Genomic DNA, 19,144 nt, shown 5'->3' on the forward strand with positions numbered 1-19,144 from the left:
CCTAGGCTCTGGTTACACTTTTTACTAAGAAAGTGTAACTCGCGTCCAGGGAGGGGCTGTGTCGTTCCACTTTCTCGGGCCGGACCCCGTCGAGGCTCAGTTGCAGCGAGTCCTCGACGGGCTGTCGGCCGGGCGTGCCCCTCGCGACATCGAGCTGCTCAACGTCGACGTGAAGGAAGAACCGGGCCGCCGTGGCCACGGAGGCACGGTTCTCCCTGGTCGACCAGAGAATGAGGAGGCCGCGCGATACCTCGTCGGGGAGCTGTCGTGTATCGCGAACACCCCGGGTGCAGGCGCCCTCATCCTGGGCATAGCCGACGACGGCCGGCGCATCGGCACGGAGCTGAACGAGGAGTGGCTGCGGCATCGCATCTTCCAGCTCAGCGACCGGCGCCTGACCGTGGACATCAGGGTCGGAGACCTGGCTGGGACTCGTCTTCTCATCCTTCGGCCGCCGGAAGCGGTGGAGCCGATCCGCTCGAACGGCCGGATCCACTGGCGGGTCGCCGATCACTGCGTCGAGGTCGACGCGGCGACCTGGATGGCCGGTCGGTTGCATCGAGGCGGGTTCGACTGGTCTGCGCAGCAGTCGGGCTTCCGACTCGACGACGTCCAGCCCAGTGCCGTTGAGGTAGCCCGGCGTTTCCTCGGCCAGGCCGGCAGCGATCCGGCCGCGGCCGACCTCGCCGCGGCGACGGACAGCGACCTGTTGCGCCGGCTCAACGTCGTCGACGGCGACGGCCGGCTGACCAATGCCGGCGCGCTGCTCTTCGTGCGGACGAACGCACCGGCGATCGACTACATGCGGCGCGATCATCCCGGCGGTGACAGCACCATCCGGATCCGGCGAGACGGACCGTTGCTCTCCCAGTTGGCCGAGGTCGAGACCGCGGCTGCGGCCGCGAACGCGCTCGTGCAGATCCCCGACGGGCTCGTCCGCGGTCAGGTCCGCAGGCTCCCACAGTCCGCCGTCCGCGAGGCGATCGTGAACGGGGTGATCCACCGTGACTGGTCCACGGACGCACCGGTGGTGGTCGAGCATGTCGGCGACACCCTCACGGTCACCTCGCCCGGCGGATTCATCGCGGGCATCACGCCAGAGAACATCATCACCCATCCGTCGGCGCCTCGATACCGGGCGTTGGCGGAGGCAGCGGCATCGCTCCGGCTCGCGGAGCGTGAAGGCATCGGTGTCGACCGAATGGTCGCGGCCATGCTCGCCTTGGGCCACGAGCGACCGGAGATCTCCGAGTTGCCCGGACCGTATGTCCGGGCGGTTCTCCTGGGCGGACCGCCTGATGAGTTCTGGATCGAGTTCCTGGCCGACATCTCGCCGAAGACACTGGCCCGCGACGTCGACCTCCTCCTGATGCTGGATCACCTGTGCCGCCATGGCTGGATCGACTCGCGGCGGGCGGCGCCGGTGATCCAACGCGGAGAAGCGGAAGCGCGTGCCGCCATCGGCCGGCTGGCCGAGGCCGCCTTCGTGGGCCGCCTCGTGACCGAAGTGGCCGGAGTTCCCGTCGGCGAACCCGCAGCCTGGCGATTGTCCGACCTCGTTCGCGACACGCTGGAGTATCGGCTGGGCTACCGGCAGGGCGAGGCGCGCCAGCGCATGATCCTGGAGTGGGCGCGGGCCAGAGGGCGGGTCTCGTCGACAGAGATCGCCGACCTGGCCGGGGTGGCGCAGAACTACGCCGGGAAGCTGCTGACCGAACTCGAGCGGCAGGGCCAGCTGGAACCAGGGCGCCCGAACCGCAGCGGCCGCGGGTTCTTCTACCGCCCCGTCAGCAGCTGAGCATTAGGCCCAGCCTCAGGGAACGCCGCTGGGTTCCTTTCCCTCGTGGGCCTCGCCGCTGCCAGGGACCTCGCGGCCGGCGCTATACTAGGCTCGAACGGTGGTGACCCAGGACCTGCCCGCGGCGGGCGTCGAGACGACGTCCAGGCGGCGGCTGACCGCGGAGATCTGGATCGTGCTCGGGCTGTCGCTGGGGCAGTCCGCCGTCTACGCCGTCGTCAGCCTGATCGCGCGGCTGACCCGGCCGGAGCGGCTGAGCGAGCAGACCGCCACGCTGAACGCGTCCCGCAGCGTGCGCGAGTACCTCGACCTCACCTACCAGCTGCTGTCCATCGGGTTCGCGCTGGTGCCGGTCGCGCTGGCGCTGTACCTGTTGTCCGGACCGGGCCGGTCGGCGCTGAAGCGCATCGGCTTCGACCTCGCCCAGCCGGGCCGCGACCTGCTGTTCGGCGCCGGGCTGTCGGCCGTCATCGGGCTGCCGGGGCTGGGCATCTACTTCCTCGGGCACGCGCTGGACATGAACGTGTCGATCCAGGCGAGCACGCTGGGCGCGTACTGGTGGACGGTGCCGGTGCTGGTCCTGTCGGCGCTGCAGAACGCGGTGGTCGAGGAGGTCATCGTCGTCGGGTTCCTGATGACGCGGCTGAAGCAGCTGGGCTGGGAGCTGCCGGCGATCATCGCGACGAGCGCGGTGCTGCGCGGCTCGTACCACCTGTACCAGGGGTACGGCATGGCCATCGGGAACATGCTGATGGGCGTCGTGTTCGGGTACTTCTACCACCGGACGAGACGGGTCATGCCGCTGGTGGTGGCGCACTCGATCCTCGACATCGTCTCGTTCGTCGGCTACGACCTGTTCGCCGACGAGCTGGGGCTGCCGTGACGACGGGGTATTCGGGGACGCCGCTGGTGCGCAAGCTCGGCATCGAGCCGGGCCACCGGGTGCTGTTCGACGGCGCGCCCGACGGGTTCGCGCTCGACGGCGTCCGGCCCGACCACCGCGCGGGGCCCGGCCGCTACGACGTCGTGCTCGCGTTCGTCCGCGACCGTGCCACGCTCGACCGCGACCTCCCCGCCCACCAGGACCGCATCGAGCGCGCCGGCGCGGTGTGGGTGGCCTGGCCGAAGCGGGCCAGCAAGGTCCCGACGGACGTCACGGAGGACGTCGTGCGGGAGGTGGCGCTGCCGCGCGGCCTGGTCGACGTGAAGGTGTGCGCCATCGACGCGGTGTGGTCCGGCCTGAAGCTGGTGATCCGCAAGGAGAACCGCTGACGCCGTCACCGCGGGGGATCCGGAACCATCCCCGTCGAGGCCGGGACCGGCTCGATGCGGTGGCGGCGGACGAGCAGCAGCACCGCCAGCACGATGTAGGCGGCGATGGCGGCCACGGCGCCCGGGTAGGCGTCCTGGCCGATGAGGATGGCCGTCCCGGACAGCAGCGCGAAGTCGAACAGGCCGTGCAACACCGAGTTCAGGACGTTGCCGCCCGACACCCGGCGGATCAGATAGAAGAAGTACCCGGCGAAGCTCACCGCCACCGCCTGCCCGATGGCGCCCGGCCCGCGGCCGATGAGGTTCGACAGGTGCACGGCGCCGAAGATCAGGCTGGACCACAGTGCCACCTGCCCCTCGCGCAGGCCGCGCCGCCGCAGCGTGGTCACGCCGATGCCGCGGAACATGCCCTCTTCGCCCCAGCCGACGAACTGCGTGGCCACGAACAGGGTGAGGACGAAGACGACGCTCTTGTCGAGCAGGTCGGCGTAGTCGATGGCCAGCACGATGGCGGCCATCAGCACGATGGGCACCGCCCACACCCAGCGCCGGACCGGCCGGTCGTCCGTCAGCACCGGCCGCCACCAGCCCAGCACGCCGACCACGGCGTAGGTGAAGACCAGCGCGGCGCCGAGCGGTATCCACATGGTGATCATGACGTTGGATGCCGTGGTGAAGGCCTCGTCGGCCTCGATGCCGGCGATCTCGGCAGCGAGCAGGCCGCCGCCCTGGATGATCGCCAGGTAGCCGACGACGACGGCGAGGAAGCCCCAGACGGGCAGGTCACGGCCGGTCATGATCGAACTGTAGTGTCTCGGGGCGGCGACGTGACGCGGCTGCGCTGACACGCCGACGGTGGCACACTCCGTGGATGGACGTCGCCGCGGATGAGAGACCTCTCATCGGTGTCTCATCCTGCTCTCGCCGGGCCTGCCGACCATGCTGAGCATGAAGTCGGCGGCCGCGCTCACCATCTCCGCCCTGGCGGTCGTGGCCGCCGGGATCTTCGGTGTGGGCGCCATGCTGGCGACGCCGTCGACCGGTGACGACTTCGGCGGGCCGGTCGACGTGGGCCCGGCCGGCTCTGACGGCCAGGAGCCGACGCGCGGGCCGTCGACGCCCACCCCGACCCCGACCACCCCGACGCCGACCGCCACCACCCCGCCGCCCGACGACACCGGCGGCCAGCCGGTCGAGCCGCCGCCGCCGGTGCGTCCCGGAGACGACGACGGCGACGACGACGGCGATGACGACGGCGACGACGGTGGCGACGACGGGGTTGATGACGACTGAGCCAGGTACGAGATGACGCGGCCGGCGGAGTGCGCGTCCGGGTCGCCGTCCGGACCCGGGTGCTGGCCGCGGTGCTGGGAGTGGCGGCGGTCGGCATGCTGGTGGCCGGAGTGACGTCATTCCTCGTCCAGCGCGAACGGGTCGACGCGCGCATCGACGACAACATCGCGCAGGAGGTCGGGGAGTTCCGCGAGTTCGCCGAGGACGGCATCGACCCCGCGACCGGCAGCGCCTTCACCACCGTCGACCGCTTCCTCGAGGTCGTCCTGCAGCGCAACGTGCCCGACCGCGACGAGGGCCTGCTCGCGCTGGTCGACGGTGAGGTCGCCTGGGAGCCCGCCAGCGGCGTCAGCGTCCGGCTGGAGGACGACCCCGGGTTCGTGGCGCTGGTCGCCGGCCAGGGTGGCACCACCCGGGTGCGGCCGCACTCGGTCGACACCGAGACGCTCGGGCAGCTGCGGTACGTGACGGTGCCGGTCACCGTGCCCGGCGACCCCGCGCAGGGCCTCTACGTCATCGCCTACGCCCGCGAGATGGAGCAGGCCGAGGTCGTCGACGCGTACAAGACGTTCGCGATCGTCGCCATGACGTCGCTGGCGATGGTCGGCGCCGTCGGCTGGCTGGTCGCCGGCCGGCTGCTGCGGCCGATCCGGCTGCTGCGCGACACCGCCCAGCAGATCAGCGACACCGACCTGTCCGGGCGCATCCCCGTCACCGGGACCGACGACATCTCCGCGCTGGCCCGCACGTTCAACGACATGCTGGACCGGCTGGAACTGGCCTTCGCCGGCCAGCGCGACGCCCTCGACGACGCCGGGCACGAGCTGCGCACCCCGATCACGATCATCCGCGGTCACCTCGAGCTGATGGACTCCGCCGACCCCGCCGACGTCGAGGAGGTCCGCGTCCTCGTCCTGGACGAGCTGGACCGCATGCGCCGCATGGTCGACGACCTCGTCATGCTGGCGAAGTCCAGCCGGCCCGACTTCGTCCACCCGCGCCCGGTCGAGCTGGACCGCCTGGTCGACGAGGTGCTCGACAAGGCCCGGACCCTCGCCGACCGGCAGTGGCGCGTCGACGCCCGGGTGACGGCGACCGTGGCGCTGGACCCGCAGCGGATCACCCAGGCGCTGCTGCAGCTGATCTCGAACGCCGTGAAGTTCACCGCGCCGGGCGACGTCATCGCCGTCGGCAGCGCGCTCACCGGCGCCGAGGTGCGGCTGTGGGTCCGCGACACCGGCGCCGGCATCGCCGCCGACGACCTCGACCGCATCTTCGACCGGTTCGCCCGCGCCGACGTCGGCCGCGGCGTCGAGGGCTCCGGCCTCGGACTGGCCATCGTCCGCGCGATCGCCGAGGCGCATCGCGGCACCGTCACCGTCGACAGCCGGCCCGGCGACGGTGCGATCTTCACCGTCGCGCTGCCGTTGTTCGGCGCCGCGGCGGCCGACGACCTCGTGGAGGAGGAAGCTAGATGAGCAGGATCCTGATCGCCGAGGACGAACCGCGCATCGCGGCGTTCATCGAGAAGGGGCTGCGTGCCGCCGGCATGACGCCGACCGTGGTCGGCGACGGCCGCGGCGCCTTCGACTACGCGATGACCGGCGGCTTCGACCTCGTCATCCTCGACATCGGGCTGCCCATCATCGACGGGTTCGCGGTGCTGCGGCAGCTGCGCGAGGCCCGCAACGAGCTGCCCGTCATCATCCTGACCGCCCGCGACTCCATCACCGACACCGTCGCCGGCCTCGAAGGCGGCGCCGACGACTACATGGCCAAGCCGTTCCGGTTCGAGGAGCTGCTGGCCCGGATCCGGCTGCGGCTGCGCGAGGACCGCGCCCCCGAGGCGATGGTCCTGCACCACGGCGGGCTGTCACTGGACCTGCGCACCCGGCGGGCGACCGTCGACGAGCGGACGGTGGAGCTGTCGGCGCGCGAGTTCGCGCTGGCGGAGACGTTCCTGCGGCATCCGGGCCAGGTGCTCAGCCGCGAGCAACTGCTCAGCCGGGTCTGGGGCTACGACTTCGACCCCGGCTCCAACGTCGTCGACGTGTACGTGCGGTACCTGCGGCGCAAACTCGGCAGCGAGCGGTTCGTGACGGTGCGGGGCATCGGCTACCGCCTCGTCAGCCCCGACGACGAGGAGTCCGGCCCGCCTGAGCCCAGCCGCCAGGTCACCTGATCGCCGCGGTGGGAACGATCAGGTGACGTACCGGCCGGTTGCGGCGGCGTGTCGGTCACCTGATCATCTTCAGCATGTGGACGCGAAACGATCAGATGACGTAGCCGGCGCGAATCGGGCCGGTACATCACCTGATCGTTTGCCGCGCGCCCCGGGTCAGCCGGCGGACGAGGCGCTGTCCGGCGTCGACGGGCTGGCCGGCGAGGTGGCGGACGCGGGGTCGGCCGGGCTGTTCGGCGTCGTGGCACTGGTCGCGGAGGCCGGGTCGGCGGGCGAGTTCGCCGAGGTGGCGGAGGCCGGGTCGGCGGGGTCGGCCGGCGAGTCGGCGGTGCCGGCCGAGCTGGCCGTGTTCGCGCTGGCCGGGTCCGCGGGGGAGCTCGCCGAGTTCGCGGAGTTCGCCGACGACGGCGCCGAGGAGCCCGACGACACGTCGGCGGCCGGCGCCTGTGCCCCGTTGAGGATGGGCGCGGCGACCGCGCTGCCGGCGCCGAGGCCGAGCGCCGCCATGGTGCCGACCGCGAGCCACGTCTTCTTCTGGAGCTTCATCGTTGTCCTCCTGTACTGGACGCCGGAGCGTCTTGTTCTGACAGCTACGAGCATCGCGGCCGCGCATGAAGGCTTCAGGAGAGCCGCATGAGAGCGTTCTCAGCCGCGCCCGGACCGCCCGCCGACGCCGCGTCGAGCCAGCGCTCGGCCAGCTCCAGCCGGTCGGCGGTGGCCCGCTCCCAGTCCGGGTCCTGGGCCCGGTACGGTCCGGTGGCCAGCGACAACGTCACTCCGGCGGCACGCAGCCGGAGCTCGGCCGGGTCGACCCGGCGCGACAGCACGGGCAGCCACTCGGTCAACGCCGCGTGTGCTCCCGCCGCGGCGTCGAACGGGCCGGAGGCGAGGACGGAGAGGTGCGCGAGCAGGCAGCCGAAGTCGTCGGCGCGGCGGCCGGGGCCGATGGTGTCGATGTCGAGCAGCCCGCTGACCCCGCCGTGCTCGACGAACAACTGGGCGTCGTAGAAGTCGCCGTGGGTCGGCTCGTCGCCGTCCGGGAACGCGGCCAGGCCGTGGGCCAACGCGTCGGCCAGCGAGCGCGCCTGCGGCCCCAGCGACGGCGCCGCGGCCGCGACGACCCCGGCGTAGTGCGACGCGTGCGCCGACCACGGCGCCCGCCTCGGCAGGCCGGCCACCTCGGCCGGCAGCCGGTCCAGCAGCGCGACCAGCTCGGCGGGGGCGCGCAGCGTGGTCGCGCCGGACTCCAGGGCGGTCCGCAGCGGCGTCCCGCGCAGCGGCGCCAGCACGATGATCCCGTCGTCGCTCCAGCCGAGGCTGCGCGGCACCGGCACGCCGGCCTCCGTCAGCACCCGGTGCCGGCTGTCGACGTCGCGGACCTGGGCCGGCCGCAGCACCTTGACGAACACCCGGTGCCGCTCCGTCACGACCTCGATGACGGCGCGCTTGCGCGGCCGGTACGCGACCACCCGCAGCTGGACGCCGTCCGGAGACAGCCCGAGGCCCTTGAGCAGGTCGCCGACGGTCGACGGGAAGCAGGCGGCCGCGAGGCCCGGCAGTTCTGGGTCGTACGGGAACCGCCACACCTGGACGTACCGGTCGCCGTCGGTGACGACGAGCCCGCCCGGCGGCCGCACGCCCGACACCGAGGCGGCGAACGTCTCCTCCCGTTCGCCGTCCGCCCACGACGCGCGGACGACGTAGGAGGCGGTCGTGCGGTCGCCGGGCCGGTGGTCGACGTCGCGCAGGGTCCAGCCGAGCAGCGACGCCCCGGCCGGCGTCAGGGCCGCGTCGAGGATGTCGGGGACGGACGGGCCGGTCAGCAGCGCGAGGCCGGGGTCGGTGGACGGTCCGGGCACGCGGGCCAGCCTGACGGCCGACGATGAGCCGGACATGAACCGGAGATGAGACGGCTCTCATTCACGACGGCACCGCTGTCGCGCATCGGCCCGGACCCGCCGCTAAGCTGAGGCCGTCACATCGCATCGGGGGTTCGCGCGTTCGGCGCGCCCCCTCTCGAAGGGAGCTGTGTCCGCCGTGTCGACGGACGCGTCAAGTCGCACACATTCAGCACGCCACCGTGACGCCGGGCCGGGTGCCCGATGACCGCCGCGGTAGCGATTCTCGCGGTCTTCGTCCTGACCTTCGGGACCGCCTATTTCGTGGCGCAGGAGTTCGCCTACGTCTCGGCCGACCGGGTCGAGCTGGCCCGCCAAGCCGGCGCCGGCGACAAACGCGCCGCGTCGGCGATCCGGGTCATGGAACGCCTGTCCTTCATGCTGTCGGCCGCCCAGGTCGGCATCACCGTCACCGGCCTCATCGTCGGTCTTATCGCCGAACCGGCGTTCGCGCAGGTCGTCCGGCCACTGCTGGAGTCCGTCGGGCTGCCCGCCAGCGCGGTGCCGGGCGTCTCGGTCGCGGTCGGGTTCGCGGTCGCGACCATCATCCAGATGGTGCTCGGGGAGCTGTTCCCGAAGAACCTCGCGCTGGCCACGCCGGAACGGCTGGCCAAGCTGCTGGCGTCGTCGACGCACCTCTACCTGGCCGTCAGCGGCCCGGTGGTGCGGCTGTTCGACAACTCCGCCGCGTGGCTGCTGCGCAAGGCCGGCATCGAGCCGGTCGAGGAACTGCACCACGGCGCCACGTTGGAGGAGCTGGGCCACGTCATCGGCGAGTCCGAGGCGGGCGGCTCACTGTCGTCGCAGCTGTCGGGCATTCTCGGCCGCGCGCTGTACTTCTCCGAGCACACCGCCGGCGAGGCCATGGTGCCGCGGCCGGACGTGCGCGCCGTCCGCTCCGACGCCACGGCGGCCGCCGTCGTCGAGCTGGTCTCCACCCACGGCCACTCCAACTATCCGGTCCGGGGCGAGGAGACCGACGAGGTCGTCGGCGTCGTCGGCGTGCGCGAGCTGATGTACGTCGCGCCCGGTGACGTCGACTCCATGCTGGTCCGCGATATCGCCCGCCCGCCGCTGCTGGTGCCCGACAGCCTGCCGCTGCCGGCGCTGGTCGAGCGCATGCAGGACGCCGGCGACGAGTTCGCCTGCGTCGTCGACGAGTACGGCGGCCTGGCCGGCATCGTCACGCTCGAGGACGTCTCCGAGGAGCTGTTCGGCGACATCACCGACGAGACCGACCAGCAGGGCGTCCCGGTCACGCAGGACGGCGACTGGTGGCAGCTCGACGCCGGGCTGCGGGTCGACGAAGCCGCCTCGAGGACCCGCCTGCCGCTGCACGAGTCCGACCACTACGACACCGTCGCCGGCCTCATCGTCGCCGAGCTGGGCCGGTTCGCCGAACCCGGCGACCGCCTCGTCGTCGGCAGCCGCGACGACGGCCGCGACCGCGTCGAGATCGAGGTCGTGACGGTCGCGCGGCACGTGCCCGAGCTGGTGCGGCTGCACCGCCTCGGCCTCGTGCACACCGACGGGAACGCGGAGGCGGCCTCGTGAGCCCGGTCACCGCGATCCTCGTCACCTTCGCCCTGCTGATCGCCAGCGCGTTCTTCGTCGCCGCCGAGTTCGCCCTGGTCGGCGCCCGGCGGCACCGCATCGAGCAGGCCGTCGCTTCCGGCAAGCGCGGCGCCAAGGCGGCGCTGGCCGGCATCCGCGAACTGTCGCTCATGCTGGCCGGCGCCCAGCTCGGCATCACCATGGTCGTGGTCGGCCTGGGCATGGTGTCCGAGCCGGCCTTCCACCATCTCCTGGAGCGGCCGCTGCACGCCGTCGGCATGCCCGACGGCACGGCCGACGTCCTCGCGCTGATCATCGCGCTGACCGGCATCACGTTCCTGCATGTCGTGGTCGGCGAGATGGCGCCGAAGTCGTGGGCCATCGCGCATCCGGAGCGGTCCGCGATGATCCTCGCGCCGGCGTTCCGCGGCTATGCCTTCGGCGTCCGCTGGCTGCTGGTGCTGCTCAACGGCGTCACCAACGTGCTGCTGCGGCTGGTCCGGGTCACGCCGCGGGACGAGCTCGTGACGATCCGCAACCGCGAGCAGCTGCACCAGCTGGTCCGCGAGTCCAACCGGCTCGGCCTGATCGGCGCCGCCGACTACGGACTGCTGACCCGCGCGCTGGTCGCGCCGGAGCAGCAGGTGCGGACGGTCATGGTGCCGGCCGAGCGCATCGTGTCGGTGCCGGCCGGGGCCGGCCCGCAGGACGTCATCGACGTCGGGCGCGGCAGCGAGCGCACCCGGCTGGTGGTCCGCGACGACGCCGGCGCCCCGGTGGGTGCGGTGCACGTGCGCGGCGCGCTGAGCGCCCGGGCGGCCGGCGCCGCATGGACGGCGGGCGCGGCGGCGCTGCCCGTCCCGCTCATCCCCGACGGCGCCGACCTCGCCCAGGCCGCCGACGTGCTGCGCGGCGCGCGGTCGCAGCTGGGCATCGTCGTCGACGGCTCCGGCGCCGAAGTGGGCCTGGTGGCCATGGACGACGTCGTCACGGCGGTGCTGGTCAACCGATGACGGCCGCGTGGGTCGCGTTCCTGACCGACTACGGGCGGGCCGACGGCTACGTCGCCGCCTGCCACGGCGTGATCGCCCGCATCGCGCCGTCGGCTCGGGTCATCGACGTGACCCACGAGGTGCCGGCCCAGGACGTGCGGCACGGCGCCGTCGTCCTGGCCGACACCCTGCCGTACCTGCCGCCGTCGGTCGTGCTGGCCGTCGTCGACCCCGAGGTGGGCACGCGGCGCCGCGCGGTCGCCGTCGCCGCTGGTGAGCATGTGCTGGTCGGGCCGGACAACGGGCTGCTGTCGTGGGCGGCCGACGCCGCGGGCGGCGCCGTGCGCGCGGTGGAGCTGGAGTACCGCCTCGACACCGGCGCGACGACGTTCGACGGGCGGGACGTGTTCGCGCCCGCCGCCGCGCACCTGGCCGCGGGCACCGAGCTGCGCGCGCTGGGCCGGGAGCTCGACGTCGCGACGCTGGTCCGGCTGCCCGACCCGTGGCTGCGGGTCGGGCCGGAGATGGTCGAGGCCGAGGTGCACGTCGTCGACCGGTTCGGCAACGTCGCGCTGGCCGCCGGGGCAGCGGACCTGACGGCGGCCGCGCTGGACCAGCACCCCCGGCTGCGCGTCACCGCCGGCGAGCGGTCGTCGTACCTGCCGCTGGCGGCGTCGTTCGCGGCCGTGCCCGAGGGCGACCCGGTGCTGCTGGTCGACTCCGCCGGCCGGCTGGCGCTGGCGGTGAACCGCGGCAGCGCGGCGGCCGAGCTGGGGCTGCGGCCGGGAGACCGCGTGACGATCAGCACGTGATGTCCGCGCCGATGTCGAAGCGGCGGGCGCGGCTCCGACGTCACCTGTGAGAGCACAGGAGGCGAGCCGATGAAATACCTGATCCTCATCTACCGCGACCCACCCAGCGCCGGGCCTGGCCATGCCGCGCACGCCGCGCTGACGCACGAGCTGGCCGGCGGCGGCGAGCTGATCGCGGCCGAGACGCTGGCCGATCCTTCCCAGACCCGGCGGGTGCACGCCGGCGCGGTGGTCGACGGGCCGTTGCCCGGGGCCGGCGCCCAGCCGGCCGCCTTCTACCTGGTCGAGTGCGAGACGCTGGACTGCGCGCTGCGGCACGCGGCTCAGGCGCCGGAGGCCGCGGCCGGCCGGGTGGAGGTGCGCCCGGTGCTGTGCCGCGGCGGCCTGGAGATGTAGGTCCCTCAGCCCAGCTCGATCACCCGCTTGCCGCGCGCGTGCCCGGTCTCGACGGCGCGGTGGGCGGCGGCGACCTGGTCGAGCGGATAGCGGCGCTCGACGACGGGACGCAGGGTGCCGTCGTCGACGTGCCGGGCGAGGGTGGCGAGGTCGTCGCGTCGTGCCTTCACCTGGACGACGCGGATGCGCGGTCCGGGCAGCAGCGCGGACGCGAGTGCGAACGGGACCGCACGGGTGGCCGTCGTCGCGATCCGGCCGCCGCGGTCCAGCAGCCGCCGGTAGTCGCGCGCGTGCGCTCCGTGCAGGTCGGCGACGGCGTCGAAGACGCGGTCCGCGGGCGGCGCCGCGGTGTGGTCCCAGACGTCGGCCGCGCCGAGGTCGTGGCAGAGGTCCGCGTTGGACGGCCCGGCCACCGCCGTCACCGTGGCGCCCATGGCCACGGCCAGCTGCACCGCCGCCGTCCCGACCCCGCCGGATGCGCCGACGACCAGGACCCGGTCGCCCGGCCGCACCCGCAGCGAGTCGCGCAGCACCTGCAGCGCCGTCAATCCCACCGTCGGCAGCGCGGCCGCAGCCACCAGGTCCACCGCCGCCGGAGCCGGGGCGCACCGGTCCGCCCGCATGACCGCGTACTCCGCGACCGTGCCGAGCCGCTTCGGCAGCCCGCCGCGATAGCCCCAGACGCGGTCGCCGACGGCGAGGTCGTCGACGCGCTCGCCCACCGCCACCACCTCGCCGGCGAGGTCGAGCCCGGTGCCGCGGGGCAGCCGCGCGCCGAACCGCAGCCGCCCGGACCGGAACAGCGCGTCACTCGGATTCACGCTCGCGCCGTGCACCCGGACCAGCACCTCGCGTGGCCCGGGCCGCGGTACGTCGACGGTGTCGGCCCGCAGCACGTCCGGGTCGCCGTAGCGGTGGTGGCGGGCGGCCCGCATCGTCGCCGGGATCACGCCGCCACCTCCACCTTCGGCGCCGCTGCGGCGCGCCGCACGCCCAGTGCGAACAGCGCGACGCCGCCGGCCAGCCAGCAGGCCAGCACGAGCAGCGGCCCGGCCGCGCCGGCGCCGTCGAAGTAGGCGACGGAGCGCAACAGGCTCCCCGTCGCGCCCGGCGGCAGCAGCTGGCCGAGTGCGCCCCAGCCGGCCGGCAGCAGCTCCGGCGCGCTGGCCAGCCCGGACAGCGGGTTGCCGAGCAGAATCAGCGCGATGGCGCCGACCGCCAGCCCGGCGTTGCCGAGCGCCGTCCGCAGCCCGAGAATCGCCCACGCCGTCGCCGAGATGCCCAGCGCCGCCGCGGCCGCCGTCGCCCAGTACGCGCCGTCGAAGGTGCCGAAGACGAACCGCAGCAGCGCGGTCACCGTCAGCCCGGCGACGACGGCGAACACCGCGGCCCCGGCGGCCTGCCGGGCCGGCCCGCGCACCGTCATGAGCAGCACGACGGCCGCGATCCAGCCGCCCAGCGCCAGCGGCAGGGCACCGGCGGACAGCCCGGCGCCGGTGGGGTCGTCGGCCGGGAACGGGCGCACGTCGGTGATCGTCTGCACGCCCAGCTCCGTGCCGAGCGCGCGCAGCTGGGTCGCGACGGCGTTGCTGGCCGCGCTCGCGACTAGCAGCTCGTCCGGGCGCCCGGACGCGTCGAGCAGGATCGCCCCGTAGGCCTCGCGGTCCAGGATCAGCGCCCGGGCCGCGTCCGCGTCGGCGGCGGGCGTGACGGCGAAGCCGTGGGTCTCCAGTTCGCCGGCGAGGCCGCCCTCGTCGCCCGCGACCGCGATCGGCACGTCGTTCGGGCCGGAGTGCAGCGGCGGCAGCGCGAACGCCGACAGCAGTGCAACCAGCAGCACCGTCAGGCCCGCGATGACCGCGGCGAGCTGCCGCCAGGCGGGCGGGGATGGGGTCTGCTCGGGCATCTCGTCCTCCAGATAAGAAACGCTTCGTATCTTATGAACTCGGACTGTAGGCTACCCGCGATAAGAAACGCAACGTTCCTTGGAGGATCGATGGCGGAGACCCGCCGGCGCGGCGAAGCGCTCGAGGCGGCCATCGTCGACGCCGTCTGGGCCGAGCTGGCCGAGTCCGGGTACGCCGGGCTGACCGTCGGCGCCGTCGCCGAGCGGGCCCGGACCAGCAAGGCCGTCCTCTACCGGCGCTGGCCGGGCCGGGCGGCGCTGGTGATCGCCGCGCTGTCGCAGCACGCGCCGTCCACCGAGGACGTGCCGGACACCGGGACGCTGCGCGGCGACCTGCTCGCGCTGCTGCGCACCATCGCCGCCGGTGTGTCGGCCCGCAGCATCGACGCGCTCTGGGGACTGCTCACCGAGACCGCGCGCGACCCCGAGTTGGCCGCGCTGGTCCGTACGCAACTGGCCGAGCTGCAGCGCAGCGGCCCGATCGTCGTCGTCTTCGACCGCGCGGTGGCCCGTGGTGAGGTCGACGCCGCCCGCGTCACCTCCCGGCTGCTGCGGGTGGCGCCCGACCTCGTGCGCAACGAGCTGATGCTGTACGGGGCGATCACCGACGCGGCCATCGTCGAGATCGTCGATCAGGTGGTGCTACCGCTCGCCGGAGTGTGAGCCACGTCGCGTTCCGGCCGGACGTGTCACACCCGGCGGACGGCGCGGGTCTCGTGTGCGGACATCCAGACGCACGTGAGACGGAGACACGATGGCGAGGAGACTGGCGGAGTTCGTGACGCGCCGGCGGCGGGCGGTGCTGATCGTGGCGGTGCTGCTCGCCCTGCTCGGCGGGGCGACCAGCACGTCGCTGTTCGGCAAGCTGTCGGCCGGCGGCTTCGACGACCCGGGGGCGGAGTCAGGGCGGGCGGCCGACCTGCTCGAGGACACCTTCGGGCAGTCGCCGCCGAACCTGGCGCTGCTGGTCACCGCCCCCGACGGCGTCGACGGCGCCGCCACGGCCGAGGCGGGGACCCGGCTGACGGAGTCGCTCGCGGCCGAGGACGGCGTGCGCGACGTCGTCTCGTACTGGTCGTCCGGGCAGCCGCAGCTGCGCAGCGACGACGGCGAGCGCGCGCTCGTCCTCGCGACCATCCCCGGCGACGAGACCGCCGTCAACGAGCGGGTCGGCGAGCTGGCCGACGTCTACGGCGGGGACGTCGACGGCCTGACCGTCGAGGTCGGCGGGCATGCCGCGTTCTCGCACGAGCTGGCCGAGCAGAGCGAGAGCGACGTCGTCACCGGCGAGTTGATCGTGTTCCCGGTGACGCTGATCGCGCTGGTCCTGGTGTTCGGCGGGATCGTCGCGGCGCTGCTGCCGCTGGCCGTCGCCGCCGCGACGTCGCTGCTCGGGATGGGGCTGCTGTGGGCGCTGGCCGAGGTCACCTCGCTGTCGGTGTTCGCCGCCAACGTGGTGACGCTGGCCGGGCTGGGGCTGGCGATCGACTACAGCCTGCTGATGGTCAACCGGTACCGCGAGGAACTGGCCGGCGGGCGCACGGTGCCGGAGGCGATCCGGGCCACGCTGGGTTCGGCCGGGCGGACCATCGTGTTCGCGTCGCTGACGGTGTGCATCGCGCTGGCGACGCTGATCCTGGTGCCGCTGCCGGCGATCCGGTCGATCGGGTACGCGGGGGTGCTGACCGCCCTGCTCGCCGCGACGGCGTCGCTGGTCGTGCTGCCGGCGCTGTTCGCGGTGCTCGGGACCAGGGTCGGGACGCCGCGGCTGCGGCGGCGCTCGTCCGGGCCGTCGTCGGATGGGTTCTGGCACCGGCTGGCGGTGGTCGTGATGCGCCGCCCGCTGCCGATCGCGACCGTCGTGACGGCGATCCTGCTGCTGCTCGGCGCGCCGTTCCTCGGCATGAAGCTCGGCTACCTGGACGAGCGGGTGATGCCGTCGTCGTCGGAGGCCCGGCAGGTCGCGACGGTGATCCGCTCGGACTTCGCGACGGGGGAGCAGGACGCGCTGCAGGTGGTGGCGCCGTCCGGGCTGGCGGAGCCGGATGCGTACGCCGAACGGATCTCCCGGCTCGACCACGTCGCCCGCGTCGACACCGTCAGCGGCAGCTACGCCGACGGCGCCGCGGTGGCGCCGCCCGGCCCGCCGCACGCCCGGTTCGCCGCCGGCGACGCCGTCTACCTCTCGGTCGTGCCCGAGCCCGGCACCGTCGAGCAGACCCGCGAGCTGGTCGGCGCCGTCCGCGCCGTCGACGCCCCGGCCGAGACCCTGGTCGGCGGCGTCGCCGCGGTGGCCGAGGACGCGGACCGGTCGCTGCTGGACATGCTGCCGTGGGCGCTCGGCGCGGTCGGGCTGGCGATGGTCGTGCTGCTGTTTCTGCTCACCGGCAGCGTGCTGCTGCCCATCCTTGCGCTGGTGCTGAGCACGCTCAGCCTCACCGCGACGTTCGGCGCGATGGTGTGGATCTTCCAGGACGGCCACCTGTCCGGCCTGTTCGGCTTCACCGTCACCGGCACCACCATCTCGACCGTGCCGGTGATGCTGTTCGCGCTCGCGTTCGGGCTGGCGATGGACTACCAGGTGTTCATGCTGTCGCGGATCAGGGAGGAATACGACCGCGGCGCCTCCCCGACGGCGGCCGTCGCGCTCGGCCTGGAGAAGGTCGGCCGCATCGTCACCGCCGCGGCCGTCCTCATCTCCATCGTCTTCCTCGCCTTCCTCGTCTCCGACATCACACTGATGAAGGCGTTCGGGGTGGGGCTGCCGCTGGCGGTGCTGATCGACGCCACGCTGATCCGCGGCGCCCTGCTACCGGCCACCATGCGGCTGCTCGGCGGCGCGACGTGGTGGGCGCCGGGGTGGCTGCGCCGGGTGCACGCCCGGTTCGGCCTGCGGGAATCTTCCGACGCGCCTCAGCGGGAGCCGGTCCCTGCCCGTCGATGAAGCTCTGGTCGGCTGGGAGGGGACAGTTCGCCGCTGTCCGCACGTGGGCCGTCCCCCTGCTGCCCATTTTCTCAGCGGCCAAGTGCGGGCAGTTATCAGGGGGACGGGGGAGGTGCGGGCAGAGCCCGCCCGGGTGCACCGTTCGCCGTTCGCCTGGCTGGCTGGCGTTCGCTGTTGTTGCCGTGCACCGTTGGGTCGTCCTCGATTCGCGGCGGCCATCGAGGTGGCGGCGAGGTGTGCCCAGACTGCCACGGCCAACCTGCGGACCACGGCGAACGTGCGGCCACCCGGCGCACTGCAGCAAAGCGGACACGAGCGGCACAGAACCGGCGTTCACGAGTGGTCAGCCGATCGCGAGGGCGGCGGCGACGCGGTCGCGGAGGGCGTTGACCTCCTCGCTGGTGAGGGTCCGGTCGACTGGGCGGAGCACCAGCCGGAGCAGCACGTTCTCCTGCCCGGGCCGCATCGCCAGCCGCTCCCGCGCAGCCGCCGGAAGGTCCGCGTACGGCGTCGTGGAGAGGACGGCGACCTCCTCGACGAGGTCGGCGTCGGGGCCGAGGGCCTCGCGGACGCGGTCGCCGAGCAGTTCGGCGTCCGAGCCGGCGGCGACGGCGACGGAGAGGTCGCGGCGGGCCGGCGGCAGGCCGGACACCGGCTGGTACGGCGTGAGGTCCAGCAGTTGCCCGGCCACCCGCGGGTCGGCGGAGCGCAGCAGCCGGATGTCCGGGATGCCCTTGCGCAGCATGAGCGCCCGGTCGAGCCCCATGCCGAGCGCAAGTCCGGACCACGAGGACGGCGACAGCCCGGCGGCGGTCAGCACCTCCGGCGCGGCCAGCCCGCATTCGGCGATCTCGACCGGGTGGCCGTCGTGGATGGCCTCGACCTCCCGGCCGCCGGACGTGTACGGGTGCGACGTCGCCGTCCAGCGCCAGTGGGTGCCCGGCAGCAGCGCGTCGACGAGGGTGGTGACCAGAGCCTGCAGGTCGTCGTGGTCGAGCCGGCGGCCGCCGCGGCGCAACAGCCAGAGGTCGAGCTGGTGCGGCGTGCCGGTGTGCAGACGGTCGATGGAGTCGCGGCGGTGGCAGATGCCGGGCAGCACCAGCAGCACGTCCCGCTCCGGCGCGCCCCCGGCGGCGAGCGCGCGCAGCGCCGGCGGCACCCCGGCCGACGTGTGGCTGCGCAGCATGGTGGTGTCGCTGACGTAGCGGGTGTAGCGGGCGTCGCGCGAGACGGCGTCGCGCTGGTAGCCGAGGCGGTCGTAGTTGTCCTCGACGGCGACGACCGGGCGCGAGCGCAGCAGCCGGACGTCGGCGTCCCACCGTTCACCCAGCGCCGAGGCGGCGGCGGTGACGAGGAGTTGCAGGGCATGCGGCCCCTGCGCGGGATCGGTGAGGTCGCGCAGCGAGAGCGCGTCGACCAGGGCGGGCAACGACAGCGGCTGCGGGCGGCTATCGGAGGCAGCGAGAGAAGTAGTCATGACCGGGCCTTTCGCGGAAGGGAAGCGGATGGATGCTCCCCCGGCCGGTCGTCCGCGAAGGGTCAGGCGTGCGAACCCTCCGGGCGGCGGACGTTCGCCGACCGGGGGCCGCTAAACCAGCGCTGACCTGGCATGTGCTGGAGTCTAGCCGAGCGCCAGCTGATCAGCCAGGCGCGACAGGCTGTCGTGCCAGCCCTTGAGGTGGTCGTCGCGCTGCTCCTCGGTCGGGTTGTGGCTGTGCGTCACCACGACCTCGGTGCCACCCTGCTCCGACGGGGCGATGCGGACGGCGACCCGGCTGGCGGGCGCGTTGTCGCCGTCCCACGACCAGATGAACGTCACCAGGCGGGGCCGCCGGATCTCGCCGAAGATGCCGCGGACCGCGACGTTGTGGCCCTTGGACAGCCCGGTGGTGCGGAAGCTGAACCGACCGCCGGCCCGGGGATCGGTCTCGTAGATCGCGGCGAACGCCGGCGGCCAGTACCAGCCGGCCAGCCGCCGTGGCTCGGTGAACATCGGGAAGACGTCGTCGGGGTCGGCGTCGACCACCATGGAGACGACGGCGGTGGTGGCATCGGGGGTGGATGACTCGACCATGGTTGGGCACTTTAGGGCATTTT

Annotated in this window: 19 protein-coding genes; 13 read left to right on the plus strand and 6 right to left on the minus strand. The window is 73.4% G+C overall.

Features of this window, described 5'->3' with window-relative positions:
* Nucleotides 1-58 precede the first annotated feature (58 nt).
* From ACW62_RS16465 to ACW62_RS16475, 3 genes are all read left to right on the plus strand, one after another.
* Nucleotides 59-1,798: an ATP-binding protein gene (locus ACW62_RS16465; RefSeq protein ID WP_157574803.1), complete on the plus strand. Its 1,740-nt coding sequence runs from the start codon at nt 59-61 to the stop codon at nt 1,796-1,798.
* Nucleotides 1,799-1,898: 100 nt separating this feature from the next.
* Entirely contained in the window at nt 1,899-2,681 is a 783-nt protein-coding gene (locus ACW62_RS16470; protein WP_205629400.1) for a CPBP family intramembrane glutamic endopeptidase, read from the plus strand.
* Entirely contained in the window at nt 2,678-3,070 is a 393-nt protein-coding gene (locus ACW62_RS16475; RefSeq protein ID WP_053205213.1) for a DUF3052 family protein, read from the plus strand. Before ACW62_RS16470 ends, ACW62_RS16475 begins: the two co-directional genes overlap by 4 nt.
* 5 nt (nt 3,071-3,075) lie before the next feature.
* Here the strand turns inward: ACW62_RS16475 and ACW62_RS16480 are convergent, their stop codons facing one another.
* Nucleotides 3,076-3,867: a CPBP family intramembrane glutamic endopeptidase gene (locus tag ACW62_RS16480; protein ID WP_053205214.1), complete on the minus strand. Its 792-nt coding sequence runs from the start codon at nt 3,865-3,867 to the stop codon at nt 3,076-3,078.
* Between the two features lie 151 nt (nt 3,868-4,018).
* Between ACW62_RS16480 and ACW62_RS35285 the strand changes: the two genes are divergently transcribed.
* The 4 genes from ACW62_RS35285 to ACW62_RS16500 all read left to right on the plus strand — a co-directional run bounded on the left by ACW62_RS35285 (nt 4,019) and on the right by ACW62_RS16500 (nt 7,182).
* Entirely contained in the window at nt 4,019-4,363 is a 345-nt protein-coding gene (locus ACW62_RS35285) for a hypothetical protein (RefSeq protein WP_205629401.1), read from the plus strand.
* 29 nt (nt 4,364-4,392) lie between these two features.
* Nucleotides 4,393-5,841 (plus strand): sensor histidine kinase, encoded by a 1,449-nt coding sequence (locus tag ACW62_RS16490; RefSeq protein WP_205629402.1) that lies wholly within the window; start codon nt 4,393-4,395, stop codon nt 5,839-5,841.
* Nucleotides 5,838-6,545 carry a response regulator transcription factor gene (locus tag ACW62_RS16495; protein ID WP_053205216.1) on the plus strand — a complete coding sequence of 236 codons (708 nt, stop codon included), beginning with the start codon at nt 5,838-5,840 and terminating at the stop codon, nt 6,543-6,545. Before ACW62_RS16490 ends, ACW62_RS16495 begins: the two co-directional genes overlap by 4 nt.
* 139 nt (nt 6,546-6,684) lie before the next feature.
* The gene (locus ACW62_RS16500; protein ID WP_053205217.1) at nt 6,685-7,182 is read left to right on the plus strand and encodes a hypothetical protein; all 498 of its coding nucleotides are present in this window, start codon (nt 6,685-6,687) and stop codon (nt 7,180-7,182) included.
* Here the strand turns inward: ACW62_RS16500 and ACW62_RS16505 are convergent.
* Nucleotides 7,166-8,404 (minus strand): phosphotransferase, encoded by a 1,239-nt coding sequence (locus tag ACW62_RS16505; RefSeq protein WP_205629403.1) that lies wholly within the window; start codon nt 8,402-8,404, stop codon nt 7,166-7,168. The genes ACW62_RS16500 and ACW62_RS16505 overlap by 17 nt on opposite strands.
* Before the next feature lie 243 nt (nt 8,405-8,647).
* On the opposite strand from ACW62_RS16505, the gene ACW62_RS16510 reads away from it, so the two are divergent.
* The 4 genes from ACW62_RS16510 (at nt 8,648) to ACW62_RS16525 (ending at nt 12,197) form a co-directional block, all read left to right on the plus strand.
* A complete protein-coding gene (locus ACW62_RS16510) occupies nt 8,648-9,997 on the plus strand; it encodes a hemolysin family protein (protein ID WP_053205219.1) in 1,350 nt (449 codons plus the stop codon).
* A complete protein-coding gene (locus ACW62_RS16515) occupies nt 9,994-11,010 on the plus strand; it encodes a hemolysin family protein (protein ID WP_053205220.1) in 1,017 nt (338 codons plus the stop codon). The genes ACW62_RS16510 and ACW62_RS16515 overlap by 4 nt, the downstream gene beginning before the upstream one ends.
* Nucleotides 11,007-11,801 (plus strand): SAM hydrolase/SAM-dependent halogenase family protein, encoded by a 795-nt coding sequence (locus tag ACW62_RS16520; protein WP_053205221.1) that lies wholly within the window; start codon nt 11,007-11,009, stop codon nt 11,799-11,801. The genes ACW62_RS16515 and ACW62_RS16520 overlap by 4 nt, the downstream gene beginning before the upstream one ends.
* Nucleotides 11,802-11,870: 69 nt before the next feature.
* Nucleotides 11,871-12,197 (plus strand): YciI family protein, encoded by a 327-nt coding sequence (locus ACW62_RS16525; RefSeq protein WP_053205222.1) that lies wholly within the window; start codon nt 11,871-11,873, stop codon nt 12,195-12,197.
* A 5-nt stretch (nt 12,198-12,202) separates the two neighbouring features.
* Here ACW62_RS16525 and ACW62_RS16530 read toward each other — a convergent pair whose 3' ends face one another.
* Entirely contained in the window at nt 12,203-13,147 is a 945-nt protein-coding gene (locus ACW62_RS16530; protein WP_053205223.1) for an NAD(P)-dependent alcohol dehydrogenase, read from the minus strand.
* Entirely contained in the window at nt 13,144-14,103 is a 960-nt protein-coding gene (locus ACW62_RS16535; protein WP_053205224.1) for a hypothetical protein, read from the minus strand. Before ACW62_RS16535 ends, ACW62_RS16530 begins: the two co-directional genes overlap by 4 nt.
* Nucleotides 14,104-14,193: 90 nt before the next feature.
* On the opposite strand from ACW62_RS16535, the gene ACW62_RS16540 reads away from it, so the two are divergent.
* Both ACW62_RS16540 and ACW62_RS16545 read left to right on the plus strand, forming a co-directional pair.
* Nucleotides 14,194-14,766: a TetR/AcrR family transcriptional regulator gene (locus ACW62_RS16540; protein ID WP_053205225.1), complete on the plus strand. Its 573-nt coding sequence runs from the start codon at nt 14,194-14,196 to the stop codon at nt 14,764-14,766.
* A gap of 91 nt (nt 14,767-14,857) precedes the next feature.
* Nucleotides 14,858-17,047: an MMPL family transporter gene (locus ACW62_RS16545; RefSeq protein WP_053205226.1), complete on the plus strand. Its 2,190-nt coding sequence runs from the start codon at nt 14,858-14,860 to the stop codon at nt 17,045-17,047.
* 343 nt (nt 17,048-17,390) lie between these two features.
* Here the strand turns inward: ACW62_RS16545 and srmL are convergent, their stop codons facing one another.
* Together srmL and ACW62_RS16555 are read right to left on the minus strand one after the other, a co-directional pair.
* Nucleotides 17,391-18,524 (minus strand): PheS-related mystery ligase SrmL, encoded by a 1,134-nt coding sequence (gene srmL / locus ACW62_RS16550; RefSeq protein WP_083459839.1) that lies wholly within the window; start codon nt 18,522-18,524, stop codon nt 17,391-17,393.
* Between the two features lie 144 nt (nt 18,525-18,668).
* Nucleotides 18,669-19,121, minus strand: coding sequence for an SRPBCC family protein (locus ACW62_RS16555; RefSeq protein ID WP_053205227.1), 453 nt, complete (start codon nt 19,119-19,121; stop codon nt 18,669-18,671).
* Between the last annotated feature and the right edge of the window lie 23 nt (nt 19,122-19,144).

It is taken from the genome of Jiangella muralis (assembly GCF_001270745.1).
GTDB lineage: Bacteria > Actinomycetota > Actinomycetes > Jiangellales > Jiangellaceae > Jiangella > Jiangella muralis.

What these genes read in the sequence shown, in the direction of transcription:
- ACW62_RS16480 (WP_053205214.1), bottom strand. Translation starts at nt 3,867, where the DNA reads ATGACCGGCCGTGACCTGCCCGTCTGGGGCTTCCTCGCCGTCGTCGTC.
- ACW62_RS35285 (WP_205629401.1), top strand. Translation starts at nt 4,019, where the DNA reads ATGAAGTCGGCGGCCGCGCTCACCATCTCCGCCCTGGCGGTCGTGGCC.
- ACW62_RS16495 (WP_053205216.1), top strand. Translation starts at nt 5,838, where the DNA reads ATGAGCAGGATCCTGATCGCCGAGGACGAACCGCGCATCGCGGCGTTC.
- ACW62_RS16510 (WP_053205219.1), top strand. Translation starts at nt 8,648, where the DNA reads ATGACCGCCGCGGTAGCGATTCTCGCGGTCTTCGTCCTGACCTTCGGG.
- ACW62_RS16520 (WP_053205221.1), top strand. Translation starts at nt 11,007, where the DNA reads ATGACGGCCGCGTGGGTCGCGTTCCTGACCGACTACGGGCGGGCCGAC.
- ACW62_RS16525 (WP_053205222.1), top strand. Translation starts at nt 11,871, where the DNA reads ATGAAATACCTGATCCTCATCTACCGCGACCCACCCAGCGCCGGGCCT.
- ACW62_RS16535 (WP_053205224.1), bottom strand. Translation starts at nt 14,103, where the DNA reads ATGCCCGAGCAGACCCCATCCCCGCCCGCCTGGCGGCAGCTCGCCGCG.
- ACW62_RS16540 (WP_053205225.1), top strand. Translation starts at nt 14,194, where the DNA reads ATGGCGGAGACCCGCCGGCGCGGCGAAGCGCTCGAGGCGGCCATCGTC.
- ACW62_RS16545 (WP_053205226.1), top strand. Translation starts at nt 14,858, where the DNA reads ATGGCGAGGAGACTGGCGGAGTTCGTGACGCGCCGGCGGCGGGCGGTG.
- srmL (WP_083459839.1), bottom strand. Translation starts at nt 18,524, where the DNA reads ATGACTACTTCTCTCGCTGCCTCCGATAGCCGCCCGCAGCCGCTGTCG.
- ACW62_RS16555 (WP_053205227.1), bottom strand. Translation starts at nt 19,121, where the DNA reads ATGGTCGAGTCATCCACCCCCGATGCCACCACCGCCGTCGTCTCCATG.